Origin of the sequence: Gimesia fumaroli, assembly GCF_007754425.1 — a bacterium.
Classification (GTDB): domain Bacteria; phylum Planctomycetota; class Planctomycetia; order Planctomycetales; family Planctomycetaceae; genus Gimesia; species Gimesia fumaroli.
Genome location: NZ_CP037452.1, coordinates 6,387,160 through 6,399,247, shown reverse-complemented (window position 1 = coordinate 6,399,247; position 12,088 = coordinate 6,387,160). Strand labels below are relative to the sequence as shown.

At 51.3% G+C, this 12,088-nt stretch carries 12 protein-coding genes and 1 pseudogene; 4 read left to right on the top strand and 9 right to left on the bottom strand.

All coding sequences use genetic code 11. The features are described 5' to 3' along the window. Window positions 1-12 precede the first annotated feature (12 nt). The 7 genes and pseudogenes from Enr17x_RS24340 to Enr17x_RS30295 form a co-directional block, all read right to left on the bottom strand. Window positions 13-324, bottom strand: coding sequence for a EutN/CcmL family microcompartment protein (locus Enr17x_RS24340; protein ID WP_145220691.1), 312 nt, complete (start codon window positions 322-324; stop codon window positions 13-15). 50 nt (window positions 325-374) lie between these two features. Then, window positions 375-1,565, bottom strand: coding sequence for an acetate/propionate family kinase (locus Enr17x_RS24335; RefSeq protein ID WP_145312269.1), 1,191 nt, complete (start codon window positions 1,563-1,565; stop codon window positions 375-377). A gap of 100 nt (window positions 1,566-1,665) precedes the next feature. Continuing rightward, window positions 1,666-1,935, bottom strand: coding sequence for a BMC domain-containing protein (locus Enr17x_RS24330; RefSeq protein WP_145312268.1), 270 nt, complete (start codon window positions 1,933-1,935; stop codon window positions 1,666-1,668). A gap of 139 nt (window positions 1,936-2,074) precedes the next feature. Beyond that, window positions 2,075-2,374, bottom strand: a complete 300-nt coding sequence (locus Enr17x_RS24325) for a BMC domain-containing protein (RefSeq protein WP_145220687.1) — start codon at window positions 2,372-2,374, stop codon at window positions 2,075-2,077. 105 nt (window positions 2,375-2,479) lie between these two features. Next, window positions 2,480-3,190 (bottom strand): phosphate propanoyltransferase, encoded by a 711-nt coding sequence (gene pduL, locus Enr17x_RS24320; RefSeq protein ID WP_145312267.1) that lies wholly within the window; start codon window positions 3,188-3,190, stop codon window positions 2,480-2,482. 56 nt (window positions 3,191-3,246) lie between these two features. Next, complete coding sequence (locus Enr17x_RS24315) at window positions 3,247-3,789, bottom strand: DeoR/GlpR family DNA-binding transcription regulator (RefSeq protein WP_232101101.1); 543 nt, start codon at window positions 3,787-3,789, stop codon at window positions 3,247-3,249. A gap of 51 nt (window positions 3,790-3,840) precedes the next feature. Beyond that, a pseudogene (locus tag Enr17x_RS30295) lies at window positions 3,841-4,002 on the bottom strand (DeoR family transcriptional regulator); the annotation flags it as partial. Window positions 4,003-4,553: 551 nt separating this feature from the next. On the opposite strand from Enr17x_RS30295, the gene Enr17x_RS24310 reads away from it, so the two are divergent. After that, window positions 4,554-6,086, top strand: a complete 1,533-nt coding sequence (locus Enr17x_RS24310; RefSeq protein ID WP_198000771.1) for a TolC family protein — start codon at window positions 4,554-4,556, stop codon at window positions 6,084-6,086. A 48-nt stretch (window positions 6,087-6,134) separates the two neighbouring features. Further along, on the top strand, window positions 6,135-7,499 hold the full coding sequence (locus tag Enr17x_RS24305; RefSeq protein ID WP_145312265.1) for a multicopper oxidase family protein: 1,365 nt from the start codon (window positions 6,135-6,137) through the stop codon (window positions 7,497-7,499). A gap of 13 nt (window positions 7,500-7,512) precedes the next feature. Here the strand turns inward: Enr17x_RS24305 and purN are convergent, their stop codons facing one another. Continuing rightward, on the bottom strand, window positions 7,513-8,166 hold the full coding sequence (gene purN, locus Enr17x_RS24300) for a phosphoribosylglycinamide formyltransferase (RefSeq protein WP_145312264.1): 654 nt from the start codon (window positions 8,164-8,166) through the stop codon (window positions 7,513-7,515). 33 nt (window positions 8,167-8,199) lie between these two features. Next, a complete protein-coding gene (locus Enr17x_RS24295) occupies window positions 8,200-9,141 on the bottom strand; it encodes a hypothetical protein (RefSeq protein ID WP_145312263.1) in 942 nt (313 codons plus the stop codon). 380 nt (window positions 9,142-9,521) lie between these two features. On the opposite strand from Enr17x_RS24295, the gene trxA reads away from it, so the two are divergent. Both trxA and Enr17x_RS24285 read left to right on the top strand, forming a co-directional pair. Beyond that, the gene (gene trxA / locus Enr17x_RS24290; protein ID WP_145220676.1) at window positions 9,522-9,848 is read left to right on the top strand and encodes a thioredoxin; all 327 of its coding nucleotides are present in this window, start codon (window positions 9,522-9,524) and stop codon (window positions 9,846-9,848) included. Window positions 9,849-10,038: 190 nt separating this feature from the next. Further along, window positions 10,039-12,078: a coiled-coil domain-containing protein gene (locus tag Enr17x_RS24285; protein ID WP_145312262.1), complete on the top strand. Its 2,040-nt coding sequence runs from the start codon at window positions 10,039-10,041 to the stop codon at window positions 12,076-12,078. The last annotated feature ends 10 nt before the right edge of the window (window positions 12,079-12,088 follow it).

Here is a 12,088-nt window from a genome sequence, read left to right as displayed (position 1 = left end):
ACAGAACGCTCATTAATCCTTCGAGTTAAAAATCTCTTTTGAATTCACGTGAACCTGATCGACGATGCCGATGATGGCGGCGTCGATGGGCAGTGTTTTGGTTTCGGGCGTGAAGCGGGCTGATGACCCCTGCACACACAAGACGATTTCACCCTGCCCGGCTCCCACAGTATCGACGACAATAAACGATCGTCCGGTGGGAGTCAGATCACTCTGGTCTTTTTCGTTGACTCGCAACGGTTCGACAATGAACAGTTTCTGGCCGACCATCGTTTCGACTTTCTGAGACGAAACAACGCTACCGGTAATACGTCCTATAAACATCGAACCAACTCCTGTAAAATCCTGAAAAGGATACTTATTCTCTGTGGGCGTTACGAACGCCCTTCGATGGTTTCTACTGTTTGCCGTCCAACGACAATTTCCTCATTGGTCGGTACGACCCAGATTTGCACGTTACTGTCGTCCGCCTGGATTTGTGCCTCATCTGAGGCTGACTTGTTCCGTTCGGCATCCAGGCGAATTCCCGCCCATTCCAGGTTGCTGCAAACTTTTTCTCTTAAACTTACGCTGTTTTCACCGATTCCACCCGTGAAAACAATCGCATCGGCGCCGCCCAGTACCGTCAGGTAGGCTCCCAGGTAATGCCGGATTGCAGAGTGGAACACGCCCAGAGCCGTTTGAGCCCGTTCGTGCCCGTTAGCGGCCGCTTCTTCCAGATCGCGACAGTCGCCACTCAATCCGCTCATGCCTAACAGGCCTCCCTTGCTCGACAAGTCTTCCAGAAGTTCCGCCAGAGATTTTCCGGTGGCCTTCATTAAGACAGGTAGAGCAAACGGATCAAAATCACCCACACGATTATTGTGCGGCAATCCTGTCTGGGGACTCATTCCCAGACTGTTGGCTTTGGAAACGCCACCCTGCATGGCACACAAAGAGCTACTGCCTCCCAAGTGACAGGAGATGACCTTCAGATCATCTTTACCGGTGAGTTCGGCCATACGAGAGCCGATATACCGGTGACTGGCACCATGAAATCCCCAGCGTTTCACTTCGTATTCTTCCTGCCATTCAAAGGGAATGGCGTAGGTACGATTTTCCGGCGGGATGGTTTCATGGAAGGCGGTTTCCAATGCGGCAACAAGCGGAATTTCAGGAAATGCCTGACGCAGTTGTCGCATGGCCCGGGCATACGGAGGGTTATGAGCAGGTGCAATATCTGCCAGTGCCTCCATCTTGGTCAGTAATTCTTCATCTACCAGACGAATGCCACTCAAGTTTCCGGCAAAGACCGCTTTGAATCCAATTCCGGCAACTTCATCGGCTGAATCGAGACAGCCCCATTCGGGGTTGGTCAATTGAGACAGACACAAGTTGACGGCGGCAGCATGGTCGGGCACGTTTTGTTCGTGCTCTTCCCGATGCTCACCAATTTCCACAAAGCAATGACTTTGTTCTTCGCCGATCCGATCAATGCCGCCGCGTGCAAGCTGCACTTCTGCGGGCATATCGAACAGGCGATATTTGAAACTGGTAGAACCTAAATTGGCGACAAGTACTTTCATTGCAGGAATCCATTCTGTGACTTAGAGACTGGTGTTTCGACTTCCGTTTCTCCGATCAGCACTGGATGTGATGATCGGAAAGAACCAACAGTACGCTCTCTTAGATAAAGTTGGCCATCAGACCTTCAGAGGGGCGTGCGATTACGTGTGCGCCAACCAGTTCTCCGATTTGAGAAGCAGCAGCAGCACCAGCGTCAACGGCTGCACGAACTGAGCCGATATCCCCTTGAATGACTGTGGTAATAAATGCACCGCCGATTTGAATCTGGTCAACCAGAGTCACGTTGGCAGCTTTCAGCATGGCGTCGGATGCTTCGATTTGAGCAACCAGACCTTTAGTTTCAATAAGACCAATAGCTTCAGAACTCATTTTGTCCTCGATCTGTTTAGTTGTGATGGGTTGAGCTGATTTGCCTGTTGCTTCATACCAGTTGAACGTCAGCTGGTTATGATCATCGTCGTTACGATCAGTTTCAGGAATTTCAGCCGTCAATGTTCATAACCCGTAATTATTTCTTGGCAGCAGAAGTTTTACCTGGCAGAACGTTTGCCAGTTCTTCGTGAGGACGTGGAATGACCTGAACGCTCACGACTTCGCCTACTTTGCTGGCAGAAGCAGCACCGGCGTCGACAGCAGCTTTCACAGCAGCAACGTCACCGACAACAAATGCGGTTACCAGGCCACTACCCACTTTTTCCCAGCCAATCATCTGTACGTTGGCCGCTTTCAACATTGCATCGGCGGCTTCAATCAGGCTGATCAGCCCTTTTGTTTCCACCATTCCCAGGGCTTCCATTGCTTTCGCCATGAGTCAGTTCTCCTTTTTAGAGATAGTTAAGAAAAAAACAGTTCGTTCATTCTGCAGAACCGGAAATTGATTCTGCCACAAAATTTAGATCACTGATCGCAGGGATCAGCTATGTTTGCATTTACACGATTCCGGAACATACAGCTTCACGGAAGTGGCATGATCCAGATCGACTGCGTTGCCTTCATCGGTATCGATGTGGACTTCGAGTTTGACTTCGGGGTTTTCACGCACAACGACGTCTTCCAAGACGGTCGTGCAACCTGCCGATTCAATTCTCAGATGTAAGTTATCGCCGTTGGAGCAGCCGTAGTAAGCACAGTCGGCGGGCGACATGTGTACGTGGCGGGCGGCACGAATGACGCCGAATTCGAGTTCAACGACGCCTTTGGGACCCATCAGCACACAGCCGGGTGTGCCTTTGAGGTCGCCACTGATGCGAATGGGAACGTCGAGTCCCAGTGAGATCGTATCGGTAAAAGCGAGTTCCACTTGAGTATCACCACGGCAGGGACCTAAGACGCGTACGTTGGGAATCATCCGGCGGCGGGGACCGACAACCGCGACGGTCTGAGTCGCAGCGAAGTATCCTTCCTGGTACAGATCTTTCTGCACTTCGAGTTCGGCTCCTTTGCCGAACAGGACTTCCAGGTGTTCCTGTGAAAGATGAATGTGCCGGGCGGAGATATTCACCACAAGCGGGTTCGGGGCAGACGAAGGTGCGGCAGCAGGGCCGGCTCCAAGTTGTTGTGATAATGCCTGACGAACCAGTTGTTCTACCTGCGAGCGTGAGATGGAATTGGAAAGTTGTGTCATAATATCAGATCTCAATTTTTCGAATTGAATGAGTAAACTCTACCGGAATGGGATGCTTATGTTTCTACAATCGTCAGTTCGATGCCTGCGTCCTGGATGACGGTTTTCCATTCCTCCGTGATGCCGTCATCAACGACAATGTGGTCGACTGTGTTCAGCGGGCATAAATAGGCCAGTGCCGAGTGGCCGAATTTGGTGCTGTCTGTCACAACAATCACTTCTTCTGCTGCTTCAAACATTTGCTGTTCTGTTTCCACCAGTAACATGTTGCTGTTGTAAAGTCCGTCCTCTGTAATACCTCCGACGCTGATAATGAGCCGTCGAACATGGACACTCTTCAGTGAGTCCACTGCTGTCTTGCCTAATGCGACTCCCGTTTTGGGGAACAGGAATCCCCCGATCAACATCAAATCAATTTGTGGCTGATTCACCAGCAGATTGGCAATCGGCAGTGAATTCGTGACAACCTGCAGTTGTTTTCCCGCCAGTTGCCGGGCGACTTCCAAGGTGGTTGTGCCTCCATCCATCAGCACTGCTTCACCGGGAGCGATCATGTCGGCTACAGCTTTGGCAACCTGCCTTTTTTGCCTGGATGACATAAAAGACCGGTCTTCAAATGTAGCTAAAGACTCTCCACTGTAAGCAGCCCCACCACGGGTTCGTCGAATTTGACCGATTCCGTCAAGATACTCCAAATCCCTCCGAATGGTAGATTCAGAGGCACCCACAGAATCCATCAAATCCACAAGAGACACAAATCCCTTGTTTTCAACAATTTTTAGGATGCTTTCCCGTCTTTCGTCAAGCAACATTGACATGCAAACTCCTCCTGAGACGATATAATTCCCTAAAGAATATGCCTTACAAAGCGCTGACTATCAATCGATATTTTCAAAATACCTCTAGAATCTTTCAAAATCAATCAAAATCTGTCAGTTGTTTTGAATTTTCCTAAAAGCTTCATCTTACCTAAAGAAAATATTCACTTTAGGACGGAATTCAGTAAAGTTTGCCCAAAATTCCCGGATTGAATGCGCTGGAGCCCCGTTGCGAAGGGGATTCGGAGGTTCGCTTTCCTCTCACCAGAATGGCCCGCTTCCATTCTTTCTCTGATTCGGATGACCGGAATTTCTCTCACTGAAGCGAAATCCAGGCTTGATTGCCTCTTGTGTCACAGCCGGGTGTAGACCGGCAGAAGCGGAATATGTCGGTTTTCCTGATTGATCGGGTTGATGACGTCCAAATCTGCCGTCTGTAGTAGTTTTGAGCAAAATACTGCGCAGCGAGAAACTCAATTCACCGATGAACCAACTATGGCTGCGCGACAGGAATGCGCAAGTATGACGCCGACAAGGAGGTCGCGGTGAACGGGGAAATTTCGATAGCCGTTTTGGCAGTGATGGTTTTTGCCAGTGGTTGTGCCACGGGGCCGGAGCGTCACGCTTCAAAGTCGCAGGATTTGAAGCAAAGTGTGGATCGTGTCTCGGAATTAGAAGAAAAGCCGTTCCGCCTTGCACTTGAAGATGAAGATGATTTTACTGCGCCCACCGAGCATTCCGAGTCAAAGACGCGTCAAGTTGATCATGAAGAAGAGATCGCCCTCCCGGTAGCACCAGCGGAATCCATTTTGCTGCCGGCTCCTGATGATAGCCTGCCTGCCCCTGCGAGCGAACATCATGCTGTGATGTCTTTGGCAACACTCGAGCAAATGGCGCTGTCGAATAATCCTACGTTGATCCAGGCGATGGCGCAGGTGGATGCTGCTTCGGGGGCCGCTTATCAGGCGGGACTCTATCCGAACCCTGTTGTCGGGTATGCCAGTGATCAGATTGGGATCGCAGGCACAGCCGGGGAATTGCAGGGGGCTTATATTTCTCAGGAGTTTGTCACTGGAGGAAAACTGCAACTGAGCCGCGCGAAATGGTCGCAGGCAACCTGCATCGCAGAGACGAATCTTTCGGCTCAATATGAGCGTGTCCTGAATGATGTGCGGATTCATTTCTATCAATGTCTGGCAGCGCAGCAGCATGTGGAAATTCAAAAACAGCTGGTTACGAACGCGAAAGATCATATGCAGACCCACAAGGAAATGCTCAATCTGGGGCAGACCAATATGGCGGGCTTTCTGCAATCGGAAGTGGATTTAAGCCAGAATCAGTTAAACCTGCAGAAGGCCGAGAACAACCTGGACCAGGCGTGGCGAAATCTGATGGCGATGGTGGGGACTCCGGAAATCACTCGTTCCACTCTGAGTGGGTCACTGGAGCCGACCGAAGAGAAACTGGACTGGGATTCCGCGTTTCATCATCTGTTGCAGAACAGTCCCGAGTTGATTGCTGCGGGGGAAAAGATCCATCACGATGAAATTACCGTAGAGCGCGAACGCGTTCAGCCGATTCCGAACATTCTGGTCGACGTCGATTTTGGTCACAACTTTGAAACGGACAATTCTGTCGCGGGGGTGACCGCCGGGATTGCGTTGCCGATTTTTGATAATAACAGTGGAACCATCGATCAGGCACAGGCAGATCTGAATCGATCTCGGGCGGATGTGAAGCGGCTGGAATTAACCTTGAGTATGAAGCTGGCTGAGAAATACCGTGATTACCAGACAGCCTGGCAGCATATTCAGGCATATCAGAATGAGATGTTACCCAAAGCCAGACGGGCTCACGAGATGCTCTATGATAGTTATTACAAGCGTCGGGCGGCCTGGCTGGATGTGTTGCTGGCGCAGCGACGTAGTCTGGAGCTGCAACAGCAGTATGTCGATGCACTGCTGGCATACTGCGAAACAGATATCGTGATTCGAGGCATGTTGTTAACGGGGGGATTGACCCAGCCTCCCGCTCCCCTCAGCGGCGGACATATCGACGCGGTTCCGAAGCCACGGTAAGGATGACGCGGGACGAACGTAAAATATTCATTGGATGAAAGAGGAATCATGGTGACTCCCAACGATCGCAGAGAATTTCTGGTCAAAGGTGCGGCTGCGACCGCCGGCCTGTTTGCCGCAGGTTCGGTGATGGGGCAGCAGCCTGAGACGGCATCAATTTCCGGCGCGGATGAAGAGGCGGGGCCCGGTGTCGATGACGGATATCCCCGGATGCATCCCGGTCTGGGAGGGCCAATCGGCAGTCCGACGGATCGGGGCAAGCTGGTCCCCGGTCTTCGCGCACCGGGTTTGACGCCCGTGAATGTCATTGCCCCCGATTTGCCAACGACGTTCGGGAAAATTGTCGATGGGGCGCGGGAATTTCATCTGCGTGCGATGCCGGTGCGTCGTGAGGTCTTACCGGGCATCTGGATGGACGCCTACGGTTACAACGAACAGTTTCCGGGGCCCGTGCTGGAGATGTACCAGGGGGAACGGGTGCGGATTATTTTCAAGAATGAACTGCCCGAGGCGACCACGCTGCATTCGCATGGAATGGAGTTGCCGGTCTATATGGACGGGATTCCGGCGGTGACTCAGAATCTGGTTAAGCCGGGTGAGACGTTCGTGTATGAATATGATGTGCATCAGGAAGGGAGTTACTTTCTGCACCCTCATGTCGCGATGCAGGAAGCGATCGGGATGGTGGTGCCGTTCATCATTCATCCCAAGGTGGCATTCGAGCCCACCGTCGATCGGGATTTTGTGTTGATGACGCAACAGTTTTCCATGTTGCCAAACACAAGTATTCCGGATACGACGTCGATGGACTGGAATTTCCTGACGATCAATGGTCGTTGTGGCCCTTACACAACGCCGCTGGTTTGTAAACTGGGGGAACGCATTCGAATTCGGTTTCTGAATTTCAGCACGCTGCATCAGCATCCAATGCATTTGCATGGGCATACTTTCTGGGTGACCGCAACAGAGGGGGGCCGCATACCGGAGTCGGCGTGGATTCCCGGCAATACGGTAATAGTGGGCGTCGCGCAATCGCGCGAGGTGGAATTAGTCGCTAACAATCCGGGAGACTGGGTGATGCACTGTCATATGTTCCACCACATGATGAATCATATGGTGACCCAGGTCGGACCAATTGTGCGCGACAATAAAAACAAAGCCGGCTTTGAAGTGCCCGGATTCCCACAGATGATGTCAAGCGCGAAACTGACGCCGGAAGACGTGTATAAATTGACAAGTCGTCGAGAGACGCAAGGGATGCGGGAAGGCTGGTATCATGGCGTGCATGGATTGTTTACTGTTCTTCGCGTGCTGCCGCCCGAGCTCTATGACAAAGTAATGTACACGAACGATCCAATTCCGCCGAATTCGAGTAACCCCCTGGGGCCGCCTCCGGGAAGCCAGAAGCTTTAGGTCCCGGCTGAAGTTACTCTTCGATGACAGCACGGCGATCGACGATTTTGATTTTACCAGCTGCGAAAAGTCGAATGACGTGGGGGTAGAGCTCACATTCGGCCTGGAAGACATTCGCCGCGACCTCGTCGGGCGTGTCGGTTCCTTTGACGGGAACAGTGCTCTGTCCGATGATCGGACCGTGATCGTATTCGTTGTCGGCAAAGTGTACGGTGCAGCCGCTGACTTTGACGCCGCGCGCGACGACGGCTTCATGAACTTTATGGCCGTAAAATCCGTGTCCACAGAAGGCGGGAATGAGCGCCGGGTGAATATTCATCACGCGGTACTGGAAGTCGTCAGGAATATGAATCAGTGACAAAAAGCCGGCGAGTGTCACCAGATCAACTTCGGCTTCGCGACAGAGATTAAAAATCGCGGCACTGAAGTCTTGCGTGTTTTCAAAATCGCGACGTCTGATCACTTCGCAGCGCAGTCCGGCGGCTTCGGCTTTGGCGATTCCTCCGCAGTCGGGGCGGCTGGCGATGACCAGCGGTACCTCGATGTTGAGTTCACCGGCTGCCCGTTTTTCCAGAAAGTTCGTGAGAGTGGTTCCGCCGCCGGAAATCAGAACGGCCAGTTTGAGAGGACGATTCTGGACAGGTGCGAGAGTGAGATCCGCGTTCATACTAGTGATACAATATTCTTTTAAATTGAGTGATTATTCCGGCGTTTTGTCGTCGGATTTGGATTCGGACTTCGACTCTGTCTTTGGTTCAGATTTTGATTCCGCCGCCAGCTTTGGTTCTACTTGAGTGGCAGCGGGCGGGGATTCCAGTTGATTGAAGCTGACTTGTTCTTCGCTGGTTTTCAAGCGTGCCTCTCTGAACTGTTTATCTTTCTGGCTGGCTTTCCACATGGCGAACGCAACGCCGGCAATCAGAATGATCAGAGTGCCCGCCAGAATTTGGGAAAAGAGCAGACTCCCTTTTTCATCAACGACCTGGGGAGTCCATTCGAGTTGCCCGGCCAGAATCAGTGGAGCAACCCGTGTCGCATCCTGAGCATTGTAAACGTACATTTTGAAAAGGTAGCCGGTGACTGTCACGTGGTCGATGACGTCGGTCCCTTTGGGAAGACCGTCTTTCAATTCCGGCGGCACATCGGTGCAGACGACGACGGTCGGGTTTTGTTGAGAGTCGTCGGTAAACAGCCAGGCTTCATATAAAGTTTTGATGCCATACTCATTTTTTTCGGCCGGGTAATGAATCAGCTTTCGAACCCGCCCGGTCAAGGTGACGAGTCTACCTTTGTAACGATTGCTGTTCTTAAAGATGTCCGGAAAGAGGGGAAGTTTCAGCTTGGGGTGTTCTTTGAATGTTTTGAGTTCGGATCGTCTCTGTTGCAGGTTGAACTGAGCGGCTTGCTTCTGGTCCTGCAGGCTGGTTTCGCGGAGATGTTTGAGGACATAGTAGTAGAGCGCTTTTTCTTCGGCGCGGATGCCGAACTCGTATTTATCCTCTACTTCGTTGAACAGCGAAGGGGCAAGTTGGTCTGGAAAGGGCTTAAACGGGTCTTCGGATGCCTCGTCTGCCTGGGTGAAAGCGGGAGCGAGGGCGCAGCAAAGTGCGGCCAAGATCAGAGATTTGATGTACGAGTGCATAATCCGCTCCCAGGGGTTCTGTCATTAAGTTCTTTAATATAAGACGATTATGACAATTGTGTGTTGTCCCTATTTTGTCGAGAGGGACTCAGTTTGTCGAGTTTAAAATATTTCGGTACGCGTTGTACCGCGCGGCGTAATCCCTTATTTCACAAGAGTTTTTGTCATTTTCAGCTTCATAGAGAGCATTGACACAATATACAGGATCTCTATAATTCTCTACAATTGCAATGAGAAGCGAAGCAATTTTGTTCTTGATTTCCATTGGGTTAGCGCGATCCTGGAGTCGGGAACCGATGTCATTGCAGGGTAGTCGAAGCGATTTTCTCTGCTTTTTTAAATGAGTATATCGAATCCAATTGTAACGGAGACAACCAGTAATGGCTGAAAATGTCCTGGAATTCACTGATGCGAATTTCCAATCTGAAGTAATCGAAGCGTCGGAACCAGTTTTAGTTGACTTTTGGGCTCCCTGGTGCGGTCCTTGTAAAATGATGATGCCGACCATCGAAGAAATTGCCAGCGATTACTCAGGCCGGGTTCGTGTGGGAAAATTGAACACGGATGAAAATCCAGGTGTTGCTTCCTCAAACAACATCAGCGCGATTCCAACTGTGATGCTTTACAAAAATGGTCAGGTTGTTGAAACGTTTGTGGGCGTGACTCCCAAAGAACGCTTTTCCGCATCTCTTGACAGCCAGTTATAATCGCAATTGAAATTGCGGTTTTAATACATAGTGGGCAGAGGATGGTCTTCAATCCTTCTCTGCCCTTTTTGTCGTTTAACTGATTCGTTTGAACTCAAGTACGATGTGTTTTTTGAGGAATGGGATTCCTCAATTTTGTGCTGATAGCAGACGACATAGCGAGACGCTTTTCAGGGAAAGGAATCCCGGCATGAGCGATGAAATCAAGCCTGAGCAGAAAACAGAGTCCCCTTCTCCGTTTGCGGGTATGAAACCGACCAGCGGTGATGCGGCTGACTCTCGACCTCTTTCCAGTCCCCAGGGCGTAGAACGCCGGGCAGACTCTCCGCATCATTCACAAGCACCCATTCCGCAGGATGAAGCCTCGTCTTTCAGTGCCCAGAAGCAGGCAGCTCTGGAAGAAAGTCTCTCTTTTGCATCAGTCGCTGCGGAAATGCAGACACAGGGGGCAGCGGAAGCAGGTGCTTCTTTAACGGGCGCCGAGCTTTTATCGCAGGCGGGAGAAATTGCCAATTACCTCAAATCGCAGTTTGCCGAAATCAGTCGTCGTGAGCAGACGCTGAGCGGCCAATTGAGTGAGCTTGATAATGAGCGACGCAAAATCCGGATGTGGGTCGGTCAGATTGAGGAACAGTATGACGAACGGGAAGCAAGCGTCCGCGAGAAAGAGACCGAACTGATTCGTAAAGCGGTCGAGTGTGAAAAGCTGGCAAAAACCGTGCAGCATGAGCAGGAAAAAGTGTTCGATGCCCAGGATGCGCTGGAGCTGGAACGCAGTGAAATGCGGGATCAGATTCTGATTGAATTTGCTCAGCAGCGGGAAACGCTGGAACGACAGCGTCTGGATTTGAATCAGGAACGTAGCCGGATTCGTGAAGAGGTGCAATCCTCACTGGCCGAGCAGCGACGCGACCTGGAACACGCCCAGGAAGAATGGCGGGGCGTGAAGCAGACTGAGTTGAATCATCTGAAACGCGAACGTGAATTACATGAAACCACGATTCGAAAAGTAGAAGAAGAGCTCGCTTCTCGTAAAGAAAACTTTGAGCTGGAACTGAAAACGCAAAAAGCGGATTGGGAGTCCCAAAGGCAGGCAGAGCTGGAATCACTGGAATCCCAGAAACGAGATTTTGTGATTCGTTCTGAAGAAATTGAACATCAGCTGAGAATTCAGCGTGAGGATCTGCAGCGCGAGTACAGTTCCCGGGAAGAGCAGTTTGAGCAGAAACGAACGCTGATCGAGAACCGGATCAAGTTTCAGGAGAATCATCTGTTAAGGTTGCGGAAGCAGATCGAGCAGGAGCAGCATGAGTTTCAGCGGCAGCAGCAGATCCAGCAACAGCAGCACGAACAGAACGAGCGGATTCATCTGTTGCGCATGAAACAGCTGGATCGGTTCCGGGATCTATTACATCAACGCGAAGAGTCTTTGAGTCGCGAGCGGTCGTTGCATTTAGAACTGCGGCGTAAGGTAGAACGCCAGGAATTGAATCAGGCGCAGCGGATGACTCAAGAATATGAGTCCTGGAAAAAAGACCGTGACGCACAAAAGGCCGAATTGCGTCGCCAGCAGGATATGCTGGCGTTGCACGCCGATAATCTGGAACGCCGTCGCGAACGACTGGACACACTAAGGTCTGAGGTTGAAGAGACACACCGTGGTACACTGGAAATGCGTCTGGCTCTCGAAGAGGGGTGGGCACAACTGACGCAGGTAGAAGGTGAAGAAGCGGCACGTGAGCGACTGGAAAAAGCCAGAGACGCTCTGGCTGCGCATTACCGTCAGTTGCGTGAATCTCTTTCGGTGGAACGTCAGGAGCTGGATCATTCTCAAGAAGTATTTCATCGGCACCGTGACGAATTTCGCCAGGAACGTCAGGATCTTTCCGAATGGATTGCTGAGCGTGATGAACAACTGAGGTTGCGCGGCGAACAGTTACGCTTCGAAGCAGAGCAGATGTCGATTCGGGATGCGGCCTGGGATCAGAACCGGGAAACCTGGCTACAGGAAAAAGTGCATGCCGAACTCATCATTCGCGAGCTATTGCAGCAACTCGCTGAATTGACGGGTGCGGAAATGACAGTCGATGAAGCGGTGCCGGAATTGAATATGGTCTCGTCTACTTCATTCCATGAACCAGCATCCGAAATACCGGGTGAGGCGCCTTTGGATGAGCGGGCAGAATCAGTAGAGGAAGACGCAGGCAACGAACCGGACACGGAATCCTGAAACGCCTGAT